Consider the following 20,603-nt stretch of genomic DNA (forward strand, 5'->3'; position numbering starts at 1 on the left):
TTGTCAAGCTTGGCGCTAGGATTGCTCTCCCGATCGGCACATCAGCTTGAGCGCGTGGAATTCGCCGTCAGACAAGGCGTGCCGATAGGTGACCCCTTCTGCGCCGCGGCGACGAAGCGCTCCGCGCGTTTCCGGCTGAGTGGATGGCTCTGCAGGAACTCGCCCGTGAAGCCCGGCTCTTCGCCCATCTCGTTGGCCAGCTGGACGAACAGGTCGCCAGTTGGCTTCGGAGAGATGTTGGCGCGGCGCAGCATCACGATTGCGTCGCGGTCCGCCTCCGCCTCATTCTCCCGTGTGTAGGACAGCGAGACCAGTTGCTGCGCGTTCACGCCGACGTCGCCGGCGAAGAGGCGGATCAGCGCTCCGATTCCAAGCTCCCGGATAAGCGCCTGGGTAACGTGCCGCCGGCGGACATGGGCGATCTCGTGGGCAACGACGCCGGCGAGCGCATCCGGGTCCTCGACCTCGTCCAGGGCACCCTGGAAGACGACGATGTGAGCGCCCGGAAGCGCGGCTGCGTTAAAGATCGGGAAGTCCAGGGTCGCGATCCTGATCGCGTTCGGTCCGTGCGTCGCACCAGGATCGAGCCGCTCGACCAGCTTATCGAGCACGCGCTGCCCTTCAGCTCCGCGGCACCGATTGTCGCCAAAGTCACCGACGATGGCGTCCCCGACGTTGCGCTCCCAGCTTTCGGGCACATGCGGCGCGATCCATTTCGGCGACAGATAACCGATGGCGACGATCCCCGCGGTGATCACGCCGAAGGTGACCAGCGCAGGAACCAGCCCGATGCGGTCGATCCATCGGCCGTATCGCTCTTCCTTGCCGAGCAGCGGATCGAAGTCCGATTTCGCCGCGGCTGGGACGAGCAGCCGCCAGCCCTCGCGGTCGCTCCGGCCGATGCGGAGTCTGTCGGGATCGCGGTCGATCCGCCGCAGGACGGCGGCATCGATCGTTTCCAGCGATCCGTCCGAATGCGTCAGCTGGAGCTTGCCGCCAATCGGTTCAGCGCGAACCTCGCGACGGTCGCCGGTGACGCCGTCGTACAGGATGCCGTCGATCATCGCCGGTCAGATCGCGCCAACGTCGAAGGCATCGGCCCAGCCTTCCGCCTCACGCGGCGCAGCCACGGTCGAGCGGGTCAGCTGGTCGAGGTTCACGACGCCGTACACGTGCATGTGCCGCACCATGAACGCCCATTGGCGGTAGCCCCAGAATGCCAGCCCGAAACCAAAAGTTACGATCGCGAGGCCAATATTGCCTAGGAACAGCTTCAGCCAATCCCAGGTCGTCGCGTCGAAGCCGAACTCGATATCGCCGAGCGTCGTAGCGGCAGCGGCGTTCCGATAGAATTTGGCGTACCAGTGAAGGGTCGCGAGAGGCAGGACGATGTAAAAAAGGACCAGGATCACGCCCAGAACGCCCCCGAGACCGGCCATCTTCTCGGGGTCTGCCTCTTGGCCATCAAGCTTCGCCGTGATCACGATCATCGCGATGGCCGCACTGACAGCCATGAGCAGCAGCGGCGCAATATAAACCCATACCCAGCGCGCTTTCAGGCCTTTGGCGGTCAGGTCAGCCCGGAACTGAAGCGGTCCGAAGCTCATGGCCTTCCAGCGTGAATTCCAGAGGCGCGTTGCTGCCCAAGGGTACATGATGAACATCGTCATGAATGACAGTGCATGGCGGCCAAGATATTCGCCGCCATAGTTCCAGCCGGGATTGTCGCTGCCTCCGCGGATTCCGTGCCACCACGTCCTCGACAGCCGGTACCTAAGCGCCCTGAAGCGGGCGACGCCGGCGAGATAGAAGAAGGCGATGTAGAACAGGAACATGAGCCCGCCCGCCGCAGCTTCCTTGCCGCGCGCGACGAGCGCCGGGAACAGGAACTGGATGAAGACGAAGAACGGAAGGATGAACGCGACGACCATTAGGAAGCCGAAGAACATTTCCTTCCCCGTGCCGGTCCATTCGAGACCGTCGTCGACGATGTGCGTGCGCGACCATAGATAGCGGCGCTGGCGCGCGGTCGCCCAGAAGCGGTAGATGCCCAGAGTGACGATGATCAGCGCGACATTGGTCGCCGCGATCGGAAGATATTCCCGCCAGTTCCCGGTGAAGCGAATGGCACGCTCGTCCCCGTCGGCGGGCCACGCCTTGTAGCTATCCATTACTCGATCCCCTCCCGAGCCGGGCGAAACTGCAATCAATAAAGAAGGTTGGCAAGTGGGCCGGATCGGCCGGGGTGCCTAATGAGTCGGCAATGGCGTCTTTCTCGGTCCGATGGTCATATGGCAGTAATTGAAGAGGGCATCCGCTTGCTCCGAAGACAAGGCCGGACGCACCCAAAACGCAGCCGATTTGTCAGGAATGTCCCGCCAGAGTTTCGCGCGGTTCTGCCCGAAGCCGAAATGCATGTAATATTGTTCTTTGCCGAAGCTTCTGTTCGCCTCCCGCTCCTGTTCCATCCTTTCGAACAGCTCTGCGCCCGCTTGGGTTCGGATACCTCCGGCCATCAGCATCGAAACGGCTTGCAGATCCGCTTTCCTTTCTTCTTCCTCTGAGAAAACAAGGAGCTGTTCCGGTCGTCGATCTCCAGCAATTCTGCCTATGAGTCCGCCAATCGTCCCACTCGCCCGAAGCGCAGCTCGAACTGGATCCCCGTTTCGGAGATGAGCAACTTCATGAGCGAGCAGCGCGGCTAATTCTTCTGGATCAGTGGTGGTCAGGAACGCGTTCGAAACATAGAGCCGATTGCCGGGCAGACTTGAGACCAGGAAGGCACCTTCGTTGCCCACGACCTGAATACGAACCGATTTCGCAATCGCGGGATCGATACGTTCGAGGAGTACTCGTAAAGCCAAATCGCCCTTGGCGGATTTACAGTAGCTTCCGTAGTCGGATCGCACATCTTCGGGAACGAGCCGCCGTTCTACGCTGGCTGGCACCAGCGGCGCCAACCAATCTGGCGGAACCTTCACAAGTTCGATGACCAGCATTGTCCCGACGAAAATGCCGATGTGCCAAACTTTGGCTGCACCCCAGCGAAGTCTTCGGCGGCGACCGCTGACCTGTCCGCGAATCTGCTCCGCAAGCGCGCCGGACATTCGGAGCTCCCAACCGCGTCGTCCAGTCCGGCCAAGCTTCAGCTGAAACGGATCTGACGACAGGCGCCGAAGGGACTGTAGAGGGACGAAATCGAGCTGCCCGGACCTGTCGACTACCAACTCGCGATCGTTCAGCTCAAGCCGGACGGACACCGGCGAGGCTCCGCGCGAGGCGGTGAGAATGCCGTAATTACTCAATGACTCATCAGCTTTCCCCGAGCTGCCGCACGATTATCTGAACTCTGGCGTCGGCAGCAACCGCCAGCTGATGCTTGCGCGGTTGAGAGGGATGCGGTCCGTCGCTACATGCGCCCTGCAATGACCAAGATGTTCAAGATCGCGCTTCCCGACGGCTCGGTACGGGAGATGCCCGAGGGTTCGACACCCGCGGACGTTGCTGCCGCGATCGGGCCGGGCCTCGCCAAGGCCGCGCTTGCCGCCAAGATCGACGGCGAAGTGCGCGACATCATGCGACCGTTCGAGGGCGATTCCAGCCTCGCGCTGATCACCTCACGCGATGAGAAGGACGCGCTTGAGCTCGTCCGCCACGACTTCGCGCATATCCTCGCCGAGGCGGTCCAGAACCTCTTTCCGGGAACCCAAATCACCTTCGGGCCCGCGACTGATGACGGATTCTATTACGACTTCGCGCCGACCGCGGAGCATGGCCCCTTCACCGACGAAGACTTGCCCGCGATCGAGGAAGAGATGCGGCGAATCATCGCTCGCGACGAACCGCTGATCCGCGAAGTCTGGACTCGCGAGAATGTCCGCGCCTTCTTCGAGCGCACCGGTGAAGCGTTCAAGGCGGAATGGGTGATGGAACTGCCCGAGGGCGAGCCCATCACCATGTATCGGTCGGGCAAAGGCGAAAACGCCTGGATGGATCTCTGTCGGGGTCCGCACCTCGCTTCGACCGGAAAGGTCGACCCCAACGCGTTCAAGCTGACCCGCGTGTCGGGCGCTTACTGGCGCGGCGATCCCAAGAACCCGATGCTTTCGCGCATCTACGGGACCGCCTGGCTCAACAAGAAGCAGCTCGACGAACACCTCGTTCGGCTCGAGGAAGCGGCCAAGCGCGACCATCGCAAGATCGGCCAGGAGATGGACCTGTTCCACCTCCAGCCCGAGGCGCAGGGCAGCGTCTTCTGGCACCCGAACGGCTACATCGTGTGGCGCCAGCTGGAGGCCTACATGCGCCGCCGGCTCGACGTTGCGGGCTATCTCGAGATCAAGACCCCGCAGCTGATGAACGCCAGGCAGTGGGAGCGTTCCGGCCACTGGGGCAAGTATCGCGAGAACATGTTCGTCGTTCCCGACGAGATTCCGTCGACCGAGGACGATGCGCCGATCCTGTCCGGCGATGCCGAGTTGATGGCGCTTAAGCCGATGAACTGCCCCGCGCACATCCTGGTCTTCAAGCAGGGCATCAAAAGCTACCGCGACCTGCCGGTGCGTTTTGCCGAATTCGGCTGCTGCCACCGCAACGAGCCGCACGGAGCGCTGCACGGCATCATGCGCGTGCGCCAGTTCACCCAGGACGACGCGCACATCTTCGTCACCCAGGAGCAATTGGTCGACGAGGTCGTCGCATTCTGCGACCTGCTCGACAGCGTCTATCGCGACCTCGGCTTCGACAAATATGCGATCAAGCTCGCGCTGCGGCCGGAGAAGCGCTTCGGCTCGGACGAAATGTGGGACTGGTCAGAGCAATCGCTTCGCGATGCGGTCGCTGCCGCAGGCCGCAACACCGAGGAATTTGGCTGGGAGGAGCTACCCGGCGAGGGCGCTTTCTACGCGCCGAAGCTGGAGTTCCATCTGTCGGACGCGATCGGCCGCACCTGGCAGGTCGGCACCATCCAGACCGATACCGTGCTGCCGGAACGCCTGGACGCCACCTACATCGGCGAGGACGGCGAAAAACACCGGCCGATTATGCTCCACCGCGCGATCATCGGCACGTTCGAGCGCTTCCTAGGCATCCTGATCGAGCATTATGCGGGCAAGTTCCCGCTGTGGCTGGCGCCGGTGCAGGCCGTCGTCACCACCATCGTGTCGGACGCGGACGACTATGCGAAGGACGTCGCGGCCAGGTTCGCGAGCCAGGGAATCCGGGTCGAGACCGACCTTCGCAATGAGAAGATCAACTACAAGGTGCGCGAGCACTCGCTGAAGAAGGTCCCGCTGCTGCTGGTCGTCGGCAAGCGCGAAGCCGAGGAAGGCACCGTCGCCCTGCGCCGCCTCGGCTCTGAGGAACGGCAATTGATCATGACCGTTGATGAAGCGATCTCGATGATCGTCGAGGAAGCGATTCCGCCGGACCTGAAACGCTGACCGTCTGACGACTCTTCGCAACAGGTCGCGGCAAAAATGACGCGCTTTCGGCGCCCGGACTTTTCAACTGGGCGTCCAGTGCTTACTTCGCCCCCGTTACAACAGCATTCTTGGAGACTCGACTATACCCCCGCCCTATCCGCGCAGAGCGCAGACGCCGCCGCAATTTACCGGCCCCCGCTACAACGAATTCATCCAGTCCCAGAAGGTCCGGGTGATCGATGAAAACGGTGAGAACCTGGGCGTGATGTTTACGCGCGAAGCGTTCGAGCAGGCGCAGGAGGTCGGCCTCGACCTCGTCGAGATTTCCCCGAATTCCGATCCGCCGGTCGCCAAGTTCCTCGATATCGGCCGCTACAAGTATGAGGCCCAGAAGAAGGCCAACGAGCAGCGCAAGCGCCAGAAGACGCAGGAGATCAAAGAGATCAAGATGCGTCCGAATATCGACGACCACGACTATGACACGAAGATGAAGAAGGTCTTCGAGTTTCTCGAGGACGGCGACAAGGTGAAGGTCACCATGCGCTTCCGCGGCCGCGAAATGGCACACGGCGAGCTTGGCATGAACGTGCTCCGCCGGGTTCAGGAGCAGACTGCCGAACTGGCCAAGGTCGAAGCGCATCCGCGCATGGAAGGCCGCCAGATGCTGATGGTGCTCGCTCCGAAGTAAGTCCGGCGTAGCCCGGCGGCTCGTACAAATCCGCTTATCGATTCCGCGTGCCTTTTGATTGGCCGGCCAAGGCCGCTCGGAGCAACGGGCTCGAAGCATGGACGAGCTATCACTTTTGCAGGACGCCGACGAACGCGCCCGCCGCTACGTGGCCGGCGCCGATGCGCGACGCGTGTTTCCGGAAGACTCGGCGATCGATGCGCTCGAACGCTTCAGCGAGCGATTGCCTGATACGGGCCGTCCGGATGCGGAGACGCTGGCGCTGCTGGACGACGTCGGATCCCCGGCGACGGTCGCGAGCAATGGGCCAAATTATTACGGCTTCGTCGTGGGAGCGACCCTTCCGGCCGCCGCAGCGGCGGACAGGCTGGTTCTCGCCTGGGACCAGACAGCTTCCTCGTTCGCGAATTCGCCGGCTGCCGCAACGCTGGAAAAGGTCGCTGCCGGTTGGGTGCTAGAGGCGCTCGATCTGCCTCGCGAAAGCGCGGTCGGTTTCGGCACCTCCGCCACTGCCTGCACGCTGATTTGCCTGACCGCGGCGCGGCGTACTTTGCTGAAGCGTCACGGCTGGGATTTCGATGGCGAGGGCCTCGTTGGCGCACCGCCCATCCGCGTCGTGGTCTCAGAGGCCGTGCACATCACGGTGAAGAAGACGCTCCGGGTTCTGGGCTTCGGCACGAACAATTTGATCGTCGCGCCGGTGGATGAGTTCGGGCGGGTCGATCCGAAGCGCCTTCCAGCGCTCGACGGTTCAACGATCCTGTGCCTGCAGGCAGGCGAGGTGAATACCGGCGAGTTCGATCCGTTCGCCGAGATCATTCCGGCCGCCCGGAAGGCCGGTGCATGGGTGCATGTCGACGGCGCGTTCGGGCTGTGGGCCCGGGCTTCAAAAAAGCTCAAGCCGATGACCGAAGGCGTGGAGTTGGCCGACAGCTGGACCACCGACGGGCACAAATGGCTCAACACTCCGTACGATGCGGCGATGGCCATCTGCCGCGACGCCGATGCGCTCGCCGCCAGCATGAACAGCGACGCAGTCTACGCGACATCTTCGAGCGATTCGCAGAAGAACCTGACTCTCGAGTTTTCGAGGCGCGCACGCGGAGTTTCCGTCTGGGCGGCGCTGCGCAGCCTCGGGCGGAACGGGATCGAGCAGCTCGTCGAGCGGCATTGCGCGCAAGCGCAGCGCATTGCCGATGGGCTGAAAGCCGCAGGCTTCAACGTGCTCAATCGCGTTGTGCTCAACCAGGTCGTTGCGCGTGCCGATACCGAGCAATCGACGACCGCGATACGCGAAGCTGCGCAAAGATCGGGCACGATATGGTTCGGGCCGACGGTCTGGCGCGGACAGTCTGCTTTCCGCTTTAGCGTGTCTTCCTGGCGCACGACCGACGCGCATATCGATCGTGCGATCGCGTTGATGACGCGATCGTGGTCCGAACTGACGCCGCAGAACGCTGCCTCGCCCGAAGTCGCGCCAAGCTGACGCTACGGCATCCGCATCAATCGAAAGCGCTGTTGCAATTGTGCAGCAACGCGTTGCGATTGTGCGGCTCATAACGCCGCCGTTGCTTTCCTTGACTCATCACCTGGATTAGCTTTCGCTGTTCACGCCGCAGGGAGAGCGGCGCACAGGGGAGGAATTATGCGCAAGTCCGTGTGGCTGCTATCGGCAGGCATCGTCGCCATTTCGTGTCCGGCGAACGCCCAGGACAACCAATCCACACCGCAGCCGACAGCGCCGTCACCGACGGAAGCTGCAGGCGTAACGCCTGAAGCGCAGGCTGCGTCCGAATCCGACTCGGGCGACATCATCGTCACCGCGCAGGGCCGCCGTCAGGTCCTCCAGGACGTTCCGATCGCCGTGACTGCAATCGGCGGCGGCGAATTGGCGAATTCGGGCGTCACCGACATCCGCCAGCTCAACCAGCTTGCCCCGTCGCTTCTCGTCTCCTCGACCGGTAGCGAAGCGAACGGCTCGGCCCGTATCCGCGGCATCGGCACGGTCGGCGACAACCCCGGCCTCGAAAGCTCGGTCGCCGTGTTCATCGACGGCGTTTATCGTTCGCGTTCGGGCATTGGCCTCAACGAAATGGGCGAGCTCGACCGGGTCGAGGTTCTTCGCGGTCCGCAGGGCACATTGTTCGGGCGCAACGCATCGGCCGGCCTCATCAACATCATCAGCAAGCGGCCTTCGTACAATTTTGAAGGCTATGGCGAAGCGACGATCGGCAATTACGATCTCCGGCGCGTCGCCGGCGGCATCACCGGCGGCTTTACCGACACGCTCGCCGGCCGCCTGGACGTCGTCTACGTCAAGCGCGACGGTTTTTACGACGACGCCGCGAACGACACTACGATCAACAACCGCAATCGCCTGTTCACGCGCGGCCAGCTGCTGTTCGAGCCTACGAGCGACATCAGCTTCCGCCTGATCGGCGATTACACGTGGCGCAAGGAGCGCTGCTGCGCGGCGGTTTACGTCAACGACGACATGAACTCGCAGATCGACGGGCTCAACGACCCGGCGCAAAACAACATCATCAGGGTCCTGAGAGATCTCGGCCAGGATCTCAGCGCATTCACCGACGGGTTCAACCGCAACGTCTCGGTCACTCCCGGCCGCGGCTATAACGGCAAGACCAAGGACGGCGGCGTCTCTCTCGAGGGCAAGTTCGACCTCGGCGCTGCTGAGCTGACCTCGATCACCGGATGGCGCCATTACAAGGCCGACCAGGGCGGCGACTTCGACTATGGCACCGTCGACATCCTCTATCGCCCGGACGACGGAAGCTCTTCGCGGAAGTTCGAGACGCTGAGCCAGGAAGTCCGGCTCAACGGCCGCGCCTTCAACGACAAGCTCGATTGGTTGGTCGGCGGCTATTACGCCGACGAGGACCTGACGCTGAAGGATCAGCTTCGTTTCGGCGACCAATACGGCCGTTTCGCGACCTGCCGCCTGGTCACTGGCAGCGCATTGTCACCGTTGTACAACCCGCTGCCGCGGGCTGTCTAGCCGCGCGTCCGGCAGCCTTCGGTGCAGCAAGCCCGCTCATCTACGCCGCGATCGATCGCCTCGATGGGATGAGCGACGTCGGCGCGACGGGCGATACATACAAGCAAAACAGCCGCAACTGGGCGCTGTTCACCCACAACATCTTCCACGTGACATCGCACTTCGACGTCACCGTGGGTCTTCGTTACACCAACGAGCGGAAGAAATTCTCGGCCACGTTCGGCAACGACAATACGGCCTGCACGCTCAACCAGGCTTCGCTGCTTCCGCTGATCGGCAACGCCGCGCTTGCCCCGGTCATCCAGGGCATCCTCGGTCTCAGCTGCCAGGGCAACAGCACGGCCGAGCTCAATGGCGTTTCGATCCGCGACAAGCGCAAGGAGAACAAGCTCACCGGCACGGGCGTGCTTTCCTACAAGCCGAACGACGACATGCTGCTCTACGGCAGTTTCTCGCGCGGCTATAAGGCGGGCGGCTTCAACCTCGACCGTTCGGCGCTGAAGATTCCGATCTTCACCTTCGCGTCGCAGGGTGGCGCGCAGGCGCTGGTCAGCCGGCTCCAGTTCGATCCGGAAACCGTCGATGCGTTCGAGATCGGCGGCAAATATTCGGCTGGCGGAATCCTCTTCAACTTCGCCCTGTTCCGGCAGGAGTTCAAAAACTTCCAGCTCAACACCTTCGATGGAACTGTCTTCATCGTCCAGAACATCAACGGTTGTGATTCGGACCTCGGAGGTACGGACGAGGATCAGTCGAAGTTCTCGACGGCGCCCAACTACAATCCCGCCGCCGCAACGTCAGGCGCCTGCGACAGCGGCGACGTAGGGTACGGCGTCCGCTCGCAGGGCGTCGAACTGGAAGCGTCGGCAAGGCTGATGAAGGACCTGCGCGTCAACGCCGGCTTCACCTACGCCGACACGCGCTATCGTGGGGACCTTGTCGGAACCGACGACGGTGCGCCGCTCAACCAGGCTCTGCGCCGCCTCCCGGGACGCCGCGTTTCGAACGCTCCGTCGACGGTCGTGACGGGATCCTTGTCGTGGACCCCGCCGATCGGAGGCAGCGGGCTTTCCGGCCTGTTCTACATCGACGGCCGCTACAGCAGCGGATTCAACACGGGTTCGGACCTCTTCCCGCAGAAGACGCAGGGCAGCTTCACGGTTGTGAACGGCCGCATCGGCGTCCGCGGACCGGATGACCGCTGGGCCCTCGAACTTTGGGCGCAGAACCTGTTCAACGAGGACTATCAGCAGGTCGCGTTCAACTCGCCGTTCCAGGAAGGTGCAACGGGCGCTCCGTTCACCGATCCGCAGTTTCCGGGCGGCCGGCAGATCTTCTCGTCCTACCTCGCGGAGCCGCGGACCTACGGCCTGACGCTTCGCGCCCGGTTCGCCGCAGCAAAGGCTGCGCCGGTGGTCGAGACCCCACCGCCGCCTCCGCCGCCTCCGCCGCCGCCGGCCACGCAGACCTGCGCCGACGGATCGGTGATCCTGGCGACTGAGGCATGCCCGGTTCCGCCGCCACCGCCTCCGCCGCCGCCGCCGGCGCCAGAGCGCGGCTGACGACAGCGCTACTAAAAGGGGGAGGGCTCGCCGGAAACGGCGGGCCCTTTTCCTATGCGGCTGCGGCTTCGCTCGTTTCGCGGGCCGCGGCGAGCAACGCCGAACGCAACGGTTCAATGTCGTCGGGCTGAAGCTTCTGGCCGTCGGATCGTGTCAGATAGAAGACGTCGACGGCCCGCTCTCCATAGGTCGCGATATGGGCGGAGTGGATGATGTGCCCGCAGCCGTGGATCGCTCCCGCAAGGCCCGCCAAAAGCGCCGGACGATCGCGGGCGTTGACCTCCACGACCGTTGTCCGGGTCGAAGCACGCTCAGCGATCGCGACCGATGACGCGACCCGGAAGGCGGCGGCCTTGCCGTGGCCCGGAGCATGCGGCAGCGGCGGCTCGATTTCGGATGTCAGCGCATTTTCGACCGAGCGGACCAGCCGGTTCTTCAGCCGGCGGTCCGAATAGGCGCGCCCCTGCCCGTCCTTCACCAGCAGATTGTCGAGCGCCATTCCGTCGCGGGTCGTGTGGATGCGCGCGTCGATGATGTTCGCGCCCGCCGAGGCCAGTCCGGCGCAGATTCGATAGAAGAGACCTTCGCGGTCCGGCGTGAAGACGCTGATCCGTGTCGAACCGCTTTCCGGATCGTCCTCGGCGACCACGTTCGGCGTCGCGTCCCCGATATGGGCTTCCGCCGCCGCAACCTGCTTCGCGTTCGCAACCTGCCATTGCGGCGGCTCAGCTAGCCAATAACTGTCCGGCAGCCGCCTTGCGTGCGCCCTGGCCGCGCTAGCCTTCCAACCGAGAGCGGAAGCAAGTTCGCGCTGCCGCTCTTCGACAAGCTCGCTCCGTCCACGCTGCTTGTGGCCCAGCCGTAGCCGCTCCTCTGCGGCATCGAACAGGGTTCGGAGGAGCGCCCGCTTCCACTCGTTCCACACTGTGGGCCCGACGGCGCGAATATCCACAACGGTCAGGATCAGCAGGAACCTGAGCCGTTCCGGGCTTTGCACCTGGCGAATGAAATCCTCGACGGTCTTGGGGTCCGCGAGATCGCGTTTGAATGCCGTCGCGGACATCAGGAGGTGGTGACGGACGAGCCAGGCGACGGTCTCCGTCTCCGCCGGATCGAGCCCGAAGCGCGGGCAGAGCTTGAGCGCGACCTGCTCGCCGATGACGCTGTGATCGCCGCCCCGCCCTTGGCAATATCGTGAAGCAGGACCGCGACGTAGAGCGTACGCCGCGACCCGATCTGCTTGAACAAAGCCGTCGAAAGCGGGTGGTCCTTCTGAAGCTCGCCACGCTCGATCGCCGCCAGCAGGCCGATAGCGCGGATGGAATGCTCATCGACCGTATAGTGGTGGTACATGTCGAACTGCATCTGAGCGACGACGCGGCCGAAATCGGGAACGAAGCGGCCGAACACGCCGGCCTCGTTCATCCAGCGGAGAACGAGTTCGGGCGATTTGACGCAGGTCAGGACCTCAAGGAACAGCTCGTTCGCGCGTGCATCCTTGCGGACCTTCTCGTCGATCAGCTTCGCGTCGCGGGCGGCCGCACGCATCGCCGCCGGATGGATCTCCAGGCCCTCGCGCGCGGCCAATGCGTAAAGCTCGAGCAGTCGCACAGGATCCTCGGCGAAGAAGTCATCGTTCGGAATCGACAGCCGTCCGCGATCGAGGACGAATCCCGAGAGGCGCTTCGGTCTCCGGCGGATTGTCGGCAGGGCGAAGCGGAAGCCCTTCTTGCCCATCTGCTCGTCGAGCTGGGCGAGGAATATTCCGGTCAGGTCGCCGACCGTCTTCGCGTTGAGGAAATAGAATTGCATGAACCGTTCGACGGCCGATTTTCCCGGCCGGTCGGCGTAGCGCATGACCTCCGCGATCTGCTTCTGGCGATCGAAGCCGAGTCTCTCCTCCGCCCGTCCGGCCGCCAGATGGAGATGGCAGCGCACAGCCCAGAAGAACCGCTCCGCGCGCTCGAATTTCTTGAACTCGGCCGCCGTGAACAAACCTACGCGGACGAGGTCTGACGGCTCCTCCACCCCATGGACGTATTTGCCGATCCAGTAGAGCGTATGAAGGTCGCGCAGTCCGCCCTTCCCGTCTTTCACGTTCGGCTCGACGACGTAACGCGTGTCGCCCATGCGAACGTGGCGCTCGTCGCGTTCCGCCAGCTTCGACGAGACGAATTCGGCTGCCGTTCCCGACACGATCTTCGAACGGAAACGCTGCATCGCCTGGTCGAAGATCGCCTGTTCGCCCCAGATCAACCGCGCCTCCAGGAATGCCGTGCGGACGGTCATGTCCGACTTGGCGAGCGTCATCAGGTCCCCGATCGAGCGCACCGAGTGGCCGACCTTGAGCTTCAAGTCCCACAGCAAATGCAGCATCGCTTCGATGACGGCGGTCTGACGAGCGGTCGGTTTCGCGAACGTCAGGAACATCAGGTCGAGATCGCTGAACGGCGCCATTTCGCCTCGGCCGGTCCCGCCAAGCCCGACGATTGCTATCGGCTCGATATCTCCGCCTGCCGCTACGAAGTCGTAGGTCAGGCGGACGATCTGGTCGTGGAGATAGGCGGTCGCTCGCGCAGCGGCTCGTCCCCGGTCGGGATCTATCGCCAGCCGCCGCGCAACCTCGGCGCGTCCCTGCTCGAGTGCTCCGCGCAGGATCTTGGCCGCAAACCCGTTCCGGTCCTCGCCTTCCGGGAGTGCGGAGAGCGCGTCGGCGATTCCCCGGCGGTCGATAATCGCGCGCCGGTCGGGCACGTTCTCGAACTTCGAGGAGGTCATTTCCCGTGCTCGGTGGCTATCCGCTTGAGGGAATATAATGCTTCAAGAGCTTCGCGTGGGCTGAGGCTGTCCGGATCAAGCGCGTCGAGCGCGACGGCGAGCGGGTCGGCGACGTGCTCCGGCTCCGCGATTGCGGCGAACAATGGCAAATCGTCGAGACCCGCCGCGACTCCTCCGGTGGCGTCGCGGCCTGCTTCGAGCTTGGCGAGAACCGACTTCGCCCGCGCGACAACCGCCGGCGGGAGCCCGGCAAGCTTGGCGACGGCGATGCCGTAGCTACGGTCGGCCGCGCCGTCGGCGACCTCGTGAAGCAGGACGAGATCGCCCTTCCACTCGCGCGCCCGGACGTTGTGCAGCGACAGGCAATCGAGACGTCCGGCGAGGCGGGTCAGCTCATGATAATGAGTGGCGAACAAAGTCCGGCACTGCACCTGATCGTGCATCGCCTCGACTACTGCCCAAGCGATCGCGAGGCCGTCGTAGGTCGAGGTGCCGCGGCCGATCTCATCGAGGATGACGAGACTCTGCGGGGTCGCCCGCGAAAGGATGGCGGCGGTCTCGACCATTTCGACCATGAAGGTCGAGCGACCGCGAGCGAGATTGTCGGAAGCGCCGACACGGCTGAACAGCTTGTCGACGATGCCGACGGTCGCGTTGCTCGCCGGCACGAAGCTGCCCGACTGGGCGAGAACCGCCACCAGTGCAGCCTGCCGCAGGAAGGTTGATTTGCCGCCCATGTTGGGGCCGGTGATCAGCCAGAGACGATCGTCGGGGCCGAGCCTCAAATCGTTGGCGACGAAGCGCTCGCCGGTGTCGGACAGCGCCGCTTCGACGACCGGATGCCGACCCGCCTCGATCTCCAGGCAGGGTTCGTCGGTGATGTGCGGGCTGCACCAGCCGCCTTCGACCGCGCGCCGGGCATTCGACGCCGCGACGTCGATTCGGGCGATGGCTTCAGCGGTGGCGACGACACGCAAGGCGGATGCGACAGCGAGACCGGTCAGCTCCTCGGCATGTGCGGCCTCTGCCGCGAGCGCGTGCGCGCCCGCCTCGACGACGCGGCTCGCTTCTTCATGGAGCTCGGGCGAGTTGAAGCGGACGACTCCAGCCAGCGTCTGCCGATGGGTGAAGCCGCTTTCTGGGTCCATGAGCTTGTCGGCGTGCCGAGCGGCGACCTCGACATGATAGCCGAGCACGGCGTTGTGGCGGATCTTGAGCGAAGAGATTTGCGTCGCGTTGCGGTACCGGCTTTCGAGAGCGGCGATGGCGCGCCGGCCGTCCGATGCTGCCGAGCGAAGCGTGTCGAGCGCCGCGTCATATCCTTCGGCGATGTAACCGCCCTTGCTCGCGTCGATCGGCGGAGCTTCAACGAGCGCCGCCCGAAGCTTGGCGACGAGCGCGTCGTGACCGCCGAGCAGCGGAAGCAGGCTTTGCAGAAGCGCCGGCCGATCCGGCTCGCCACCCAGCTCCGTCTTCAGCGCTTCGGCGGCCGACAGACCATCGCGAAGGACCGCGAGGTCGCGCGGACTTCCTCGCCCAGCCGTGAGCCGCGCGAGCGCCCGCGCAAAGTCGGGCATCGCCCTGAGTGCGGAGCGCGTCCGCTCACGTCGAAGCGCATCCTCGTGAAGCCACGCGACAAGCGCGAGGCGCTGTTCGATCCCAGCCTTGTCGGTAAGTGGCGCCGAAATGTCCGACGCCAGGAGCCGCCGTCCCGCAGCCGTCTGGCAGCGGTCGATCTCGCCCATCAGGCTGCCCGGCACCCCGCCCGAAACGGACCGGCACAGCTCCAGGCTGTCGCGGGTTGCGGCGTCGATCGCCATGTGCGCCGACCGCGACACACGCCGGGGTGCGTCGAGCAAGACGCCCGCGCCCTTCTGTGTCGCGTCGAGATAGGCGAGCAGGCCGCCAGCCGCCGCAAGCTCCGCGCGGGTCGGGCTGCCGATGCCGTCGAGCGTCGCGAGACCGAACCGGGTCTTCAGCGAGCGTTCGCCCGCCATGCTGTCGAACCCGCCCTTGCCTACTGTCGTGCGCAGGCCCGGAACCGGCGCATCGGCGATTGTCTCAGCGGGCGACAGCCGCGCAAGTTCCGCCGCCAGCTCCCCTGTTCCGCAAGCGATCAACTCGAAGCGGCCGGTCGAAATATCGGCCGCGGCGATCGCCCATTCATCGCCGGCCCTGCCAATCGCCGCCAACCAATTAGCAGCGGAGGATTCGAGCAAAGTCTCTTCGGTCAGCGTTCCCGGTGTGACGAGGCGAATGATCGCGCGCTCGACAAGCGCCTTTGATCCCCTCGCCTTGCGGGCTTCGGCGGGGCTTTCGGTCTGCTCCGCGATCGCCACACGATTACCTGCCCGGATCAGGCGGGCGAGATAGGATTCGGCCGCATGTACCGGCACGCCGCACATCGGGATCGGCTCGCCTTCGGATTCGCCGCGCTTGGTCAGCGCGATGTCGAGGCAACTCGCTGCGACCTTCGCGTCGTCGAAGAACAATTCAAAGAAGTCGCCCATCCGATAGAACAGCAAGGCGTCTCCAGCCTCGGCCTTCAGCCGCTGGTACTGCTGCATCATCGGAGTGGGAGCGTCCGCCCGCGCCATTGCCAAACCGTAGCCGCTCGGTTCGAGCGGTGCGACTCCGCAATTGGCTTCGACGTGACTCTTTCCTCTCCTGTCCGCTAAGGGCTGCCGCCATGTCGGAAAGCAACGTCACCTTTTCGGAAGCCGAAGCGCTGGAGTTCCACTCGCGCGGCCGCCCGGGCAAGATCGAGATCATTGCATCGAAGCCGATGGCGACGCAGCGGGACCTCAGCCTCGCTTACTCGCCTGGCGTCGCGGTTCCGGTTCGGGCGATCGCCGACGATCCGGGCAAGGCCTATGATCTCACGGCGAAGGGCAACCTTGTCGCCGTCATCTCAAACGGCACTGCGATCCTCGGACTCGGCAACCTCGGAGCTCTCGCGTCGAAGCCGGTGATGGAAGGCAAAGCGGTGCTGTTCAAGCGCTTCGCCGATGTCGATTCGATCGACATCGAAGTGGCCACCGAGGACGCGCAGAGATTCATCGAAGCGGTCGAATTGCTCGAGCCCAGCTTCGGCGGAATCAACCTGGAAGACATTGCCGCACCCGACTGCTTCGTCATCGAGCAGACGCTGCGCGAGCGGATGAACATTCCCGTCTTCCATGACGACCAGCACGGAACCGCGATCATCACCGCGGCGGGCCTGATCAACGCGTGCCACCTGACGGGCCGCGAGTTCGGGCAAATCCGGGTCGTCGTGAACGGCGCCGGCGCCGCGGCGATCGCCTGCACCGAGCTGATCAAGGCGATGGGCGTCAAGGGCGACCACGTCATCATGTGCGATCGCAAGGGCGTCATTCACAAGGACCGCACCGACCTCGACCAGTGGAAGTCGGCGCACGCGGTTGAAACGGACAAGCGCACGCTTGAAGAGGCGCTGGTCGGGGCCGACGTGTTCCTCGGCCTGTCGGCTGCGGGAGCGCTGAAGCCCGAGATGGTCCGGAAGATGGCCAAGGAGCCGATCATCTTCGCCATGGCGAATCCGGACCCAGAAATCTGGCCGCCCGATGCGAAAGAGGTTCGCCCGGATGCGATTATCGCGACCGGCCGCTCCGACTTCCCGAACCAGGTCAACAACGTCCTCGGCTTCCCCTTCATCTTCCGCGGCGCGCTCGACGTCCGTGCGACGCGAATCAACGAGGAAATGAAGATCGCCGCTGCCGAAGCGCTGGCGGAGCTCGCTCGCGAGCCGGTGCCGGAGGAAGTCGCGGCGGCTTATGGAGGTCGCTCCCAGAGCTTCGGTCACGATTACATCATCCCCGCGCCGTTCGATCCGCGACTGATGGAAGTCGTCGCTTCGGCGGTCGCGGAAGCGGCGGTGAAGACGGGCGTATCACTGAAGCCGATTACGGATTTCGACGCCTATCGCACCAAACTGCGTGCCCGCCAGAACCCGACCGTCTCGGTTCTCAGCCTTGCCTATGAAACAGCCAAGGCTAGGCCGAAGCGTGTACTGTTCGCGGAAGGCGAGGAGCCGAACGTTCTTCGGGCAGCCATCGCCTTCAAGGAAGCGGGCTACGGCACGCCCGTGCTGGTCGGACGCGAGGAAACCTACGACCTCCTGCGCGAGCACGGAGTCGAGAACCCGAAGGAATATGAGGTTCTCAACAGCCGCAATTCGCCGCTCGTCGGGCGCGCGGTCGACTTCATCTACAAGAAGCACCAGCGCCACGGCATGCTTCGTCGCGAGGTGGAGCGGCTCGTCAACCAGGACCGCAACTACTTCGCGTCCGCGATGCTCGCGCTGGGCGAGGCCGACGCCATGATCACCGGCACGACGCGCCCGTTCAGCCAGTCGCTCCGGCAGATTCGAGTCGTCATCGACGACGAGCCCGGCGCGACGCCGTTCGGCGTCAGCGTGGTCGTTTCGCGCCACCAGACCGTGCTGATCGCCGATACCGCGGTGACCGAACGCCCGGACGCCGAACAACTCGCCGCCATCGCCCTTCGTTCGGCTGGCTTCGCGCGGCGCATGGGCCTCGAGCCGCGCATCGCTTTCATTTCCTACACCACGTTCGGCAATCCGCCCGGAGTTCACATCGAGGAGCTGCGCGGTGCGGTGAAGCTGCTCGACGGCATCAAATGCGACTTCGAATATGAAGGCGAGATGGGGCCGGACGTCGCGCTCAATTACGACATGCAGCGTCGCTTCTATCCGTTCAGCCGACTGTCCGGAGCGGCCAACGTGTTGGTCATGCCCGGCTTGCAGTCCGCGAGCCTGTCGTCGAAGCTGCTTCGCGAGCTTGGCGGCGAAAGCATTCTTGGGCCGTACATCCTCGGGCTCGACATGCCGGTGCAGATTGCGCCGATGACGGCTTCGGCCTCCGACCTCGTCACCCTCGCAGTGCTTGCGGCGCTCGGGGCGCGGGAGCGGCCGAAAGGCTAGATTCGCTCGACCGAGCTGACCGGGTCGGCGCCGCGAAGCGCTGCGATGATCGCGTGAAGGTGCGCTAGATCGTGGACTTCCACGTCCACGTGGAATGTCTGGAAGCTTCCGTCGCGATGAACCAAATGCAGGTTCACGATGTTCGCATGCTTGGTGCCGAGGATGCCGGCCATCGTTCCCAGCGCTCCGGGGACGTCGCGAAGGATCACGCTCAGGCGAGCCGCACCGCCGTCCGAGCCCTCACCCCAGGCGAGATCAAGCCAGTCGGCATCGACTCCGCTCGCGAGCGTGTCGCAGCCGATGACGTGCACTTCGATTTCTTCGTCCTCGCGGCGAAGGCCGACGATCCGATCGCCGGGGATCGGATGGCAACATTGAGCGAGGTGATAGGCGACTCCGGGCGTCAGGCCCTTGATCGAGATGGCGGTGCGCTGTGCGACAGGGCGCGGTGCGACGTCGCCGCCGGCTGACCCCGGCATCAACGCTTCCATCACCTGCTCGTCGCTGATTCGCTTGCGGGCGATCGCGATCATCAGCTCGTCCTGGCTTTCGATCTGCAACCGCTTCAACGCCTGCTTCAGGGCATCCTTGTCGAGCACCGCCGGAAGCCGTTCGACGATCTCGTCGTAGATCTTGCGCCCAAGCTCGACGGTCTCGTCGCGCTCCTTGTGGCGGACGAAACGCCGGACACCCGAGCGTGCCTTTCCCGTGACGACGAACCGCAGCCACGACGGTTGCGGATGCTGGGCTTCCGACGCGAGGATTTCGACCTGGTCGCCGTTCTCCAGGATCGTTCGCAGCGGGACCACGCGGCCATTGACCTTCGCGCCAACGGTGCGGTCGCCGAGGTCGGTGTGCACGGCGTAGGCGAAGTCAACCGGGGTCGCACCCTTCGGTAGCTGGATCAGCTCGCCCTTCGGAGTGAACGCAAAGATCCGGTCCTGGTACATTGCCATGCGCGTGTGCTCGAGGAGCTCCTCGGGCGATGCGGCGTGGTCTAGGATTTCGACGAGATCATCGATCCACGGGACCTTGAGGTCCGCGCTCGGCTTGTTCTCCTTGTAGGCCCAGTGCGCCGCCAGTCCGCGCTCGGCCTGATCATGCATCTCGCGAGTGCGGATCTGTATTTCGATGCGCATCTTCGAGTCGTGGATCACCGACGTGTGCAGCGATCGGTAACCGTTGCGCTTCGGCGTCGAGATGTAATCCTTGAAGCGGCCCGGAACCATCGGCCAGCGCTGGTGGATCACTCCGAGCGCTCGGTAGGCGTCCTCCTGGCTGTCGACGATGACTCGAAACGCCATGACATCGGACAATTGCTCGAAGCTGATGTGCCGCTCGGCCATCTTCTTCCAGATTGAAAAGGGATGCTTCTGGCGGCCCATGACCTCGGTGTGGAGGCCATTGTCCTCAAGGTGGAGCTGCAGCCCGAGCCCGATTCGGCTGACGAGGTCGCCGCCCTGCTCGGTCAGCTGCTTCAGGCGGCGCATGATCGAGGCGTAGGCATCCGGTTCCAAAATTTGGAAAGCCAGGGTCTGCATCTCGTTCATCATCTCGTACATGCCGATCCGCTCGGCGAGCGGCGCGTAGATATCCATCGTCTCGCGGGCGATGCGCCGGCGCTTCTCCTCGTTCTTGATGTGATGCAGCGTGCGCATGTTGTGCAGCCGGTCGGCGAGCTTCACGAGCAGGACGCGGATGTCGTCACTCAGCGCGAGCAGGAATTTGCGCAGATTCTCGGCCGCGCGCTCGTTTTCGGACTGAGCTTCGATCTTGCTGAGCTTCGTGACGCCATCGACCAGCCGCGCAATGTTCGAACCGAAGAGACGCTCGATCTCTTCCGGAGTCGCGATCGTGTCCTCGATCGTGTCGTGCAGAATCGCCGTGACGATGGTCTCGTCGTCGAGCTTGAGGTCGGTAAGAATTCCGGCCACCTCGATCGGGTGGCTGAAATAGGGGTCACCGCTGGCGCGAGTTTGTGTGCCGTGCGCCTTCATCGAGAAGACGTAGGCGCGGTTGATCATCCCCTCGTCCGCATCCGGATCGTAGGAGCGGACCCTCTCGATCAGCTCGTACTGTCTCAGCACGTCCTTAACATGGGGGAGGCGCCTCTTTTGTGCAAGCGCGAAAGGACTCGATCACTGTGTCGGCTAGAGAACTATTCATTTGTAAA

The 20,603-nt window shown here is 64.0% G+C and carries 9 protein-coding genes and 2 pseudogenes; 5 read left to right on the plus strand and 6 right to left on the minus strand.

Annotated features, from left to right (window positions below; translation table 11 throughout):
* Nucleotides 1-41: 41 nt before the first annotated feature.
* From H9L14_RS12255 to H9L14_RS12265, 3 genes are all read right to left on the minus strand, one after another.
* Nucleotides 42-1,064, minus strand: a complete 1,023-nt coding sequence (locus H9L14_RS12255) for a M48 family metallopeptidase (protein WP_187708316.1) — start codon at nt 1,062-1,064, stop codon at nt 42-44.
* 6 nt (nt 1,065-1,070) lie between these two features.
* Nucleotides 1,071-2,171: a YjgN family protein gene (locus tag H9L14_RS12260; protein ID WP_187708317.1), complete on the minus strand. Its 1,101-nt coding sequence runs from the start codon at nt 2,169-2,171 to the stop codon at nt 1,071-1,073.
* A 78-nt stretch (nt 2,172-2,249) separates the two neighbouring features.
* Complete coding sequence (locus tag H9L14_RS12265) at nt 2,250-3,107, minus strand: M48 family metalloprotease (protein WP_187708318.1); 858 nt, start codon at nt 3,105-3,107, stop codon at nt 2,250-2,252.
* A 318-nt stretch (nt 3,108-3,425) separates the two neighbouring features.
* Here H9L14_RS12265 and thrS point away from each other — a divergent pair, with 318 nt between their 5' ends.
* The 4 genes and pseudogenes from thrS to H9L14_RS12285 form a co-directional block, all read left to right on the plus strand.
* Nucleotides 3,426-5,441, plus strand: coding sequence for a threonine--tRNA ligase (gene thrS / locus H9L14_RS12270; RefSeq protein WP_187708319.1), 2,016 nt, complete (start codon nt 3,426-3,428; stop codon nt 5,439-5,441).
* A 124-nt stretch (nt 5,442-5,565) separates the two neighbouring features.
* Entirely contained in the window at nt 5,566-6,111 is a 546-nt protein-coding gene (gene infC / locus H9L14_RS12275; protein WP_187709971.1) for a translation initiation factor IF-3, read from the plus strand.
* Between the two features lie 97 nt (nt 6,112-6,208).
* Nucleotides 6,209-7,597, plus strand: a complete 1,389-nt coding sequence (locus tag H9L14_RS12280) for a pyridoxal phosphate-dependent decarboxylase family protein (RefSeq protein ID WP_187708320.1) — start codon at nt 6,209-6,211, stop codon at nt 7,595-7,597.
* A gap of 159 nt (nt 7,598-7,756) precedes the next feature.
* A pseudogene (locus tag H9L14_RS12285) lies at nt 7,757-10,518 on the plus strand (TonB-dependent receptor); the annotation flags it as partial.
* A gap of 223 nt (nt 10,519-10,741) precedes the next feature.
* Here H9L14_RS12285 and H9L14_RS12290 read toward each other — a convergent pair.
* Both H9L14_RS12290 and mutS read right to left on the minus strand, forming a co-directional pair.
* A pseudogene (locus H9L14_RS12290) lies at nt 10,742-13,467 on the minus strand ([protein-PII] uridylyltransferase).
* Entirely contained in the window at nt 13,464-16,064 is a 2,601-nt protein-coding gene (gene mutS / locus H9L14_RS12295; RefSeq protein ID WP_246444172.1) for a DNA mismatch repair protein MutS, read from the minus strand. The pseudogene H9L14_RS12290 and the gene mutS overlap by 4 nt, the downstream one beginning before the upstream one ends.
* A 92-nt stretch (nt 16,065-16,156) precedes the next feature.
* Between mutS and H9L14_RS12300 the strand changes: the two genes are divergently transcribed.
* Nucleotides 16,157-18,430, plus strand: coding sequence for an NADP-dependent malic enzyme (locus H9L14_RS12300; RefSeq protein WP_187708321.1), 2,274 nt, complete (start codon nt 16,157-16,159; stop codon nt 18,428-18,430).
* On the opposite strand, the gene H9L14_RS12305 is transcribed toward H9L14_RS12300, so the two are convergent.
* A complete protein-coding gene (locus H9L14_RS12305; protein ID WP_187708322.1) occupies nt 18,427-20,517 on the minus strand; it encodes a RelA/SpoT family protein in 2,091 nt (696 codons plus the stop codon). The two genes, H9L14_RS12300 and H9L14_RS12305, sit on opposite strands and share 4 nt — an antisense overlap.
* Nucleotides 20,518-20,603: the final 86 nt, after the last annotated feature.

It is taken from the genome of Sphingomonas sediminicola (assembly GCF_014489515.1).
Lineage (GTDB): Bacteria > Pseudomonadota > Alphaproteobacteria > Sphingomonadales > Sphingomonadaceae > Sphingomicrobium > Sphingomicrobium sediminicola.

What these genes read in the sequence shown, in the direction of transcription:
- H9L14_RS12255 (WP_187708316.1), bottom strand. Translation starts at nt 1,064, where the DNA reads ATGATCGACGGCATCCTGTACGACGGCGTCACCGGCGACCGTCGCGAG.
- H9L14_RS12260 (WP_187708317.1), bottom strand. Translation starts at nt 2,171, where the DNA reads ATGGATAGCTACAAGGCGTGGCCCGCCGACGGGGACGAGCGTGCCATT.
- H9L14_RS12265 (WP_187708318.1), bottom strand. Translation starts at nt 3,107, where the DNA reads ATGTCCGGCGCGCTTGCGGAGCAGATTCGCGGACAGGTCAGCGGTCGC.
- thrS (WP_187708319.1), top strand. Translation starts at nt 3,426, where the DNA reads ATGACCAAGATGTTCAAGATCGCGCTTCCCGACGGCTCGGTACGGGAG.
- H9L14_RS12280 (WP_187708320.1), top strand. Translation starts at nt 6,209, where the DNA reads ATGGACGAGCTATCACTTTTGCAGGACGCCGACGAACGCGCCCGCCGC.
- mutS (WP_246444172.1), bottom strand. Translation starts at nt 16,064, where the DNA reads ATGGCGCGGGCGGACGCTCCCACTCCGATGATGCAGCAGTACCAGCGG.
- H9L14_RS12300 (WP_187708321.1), top strand. Translation starts at nt 16,157, where the DNA reads ATGTCGGAAAGCAACGTCACCTTTTCGGAAGCCGAAGCGCTGGAGTTC.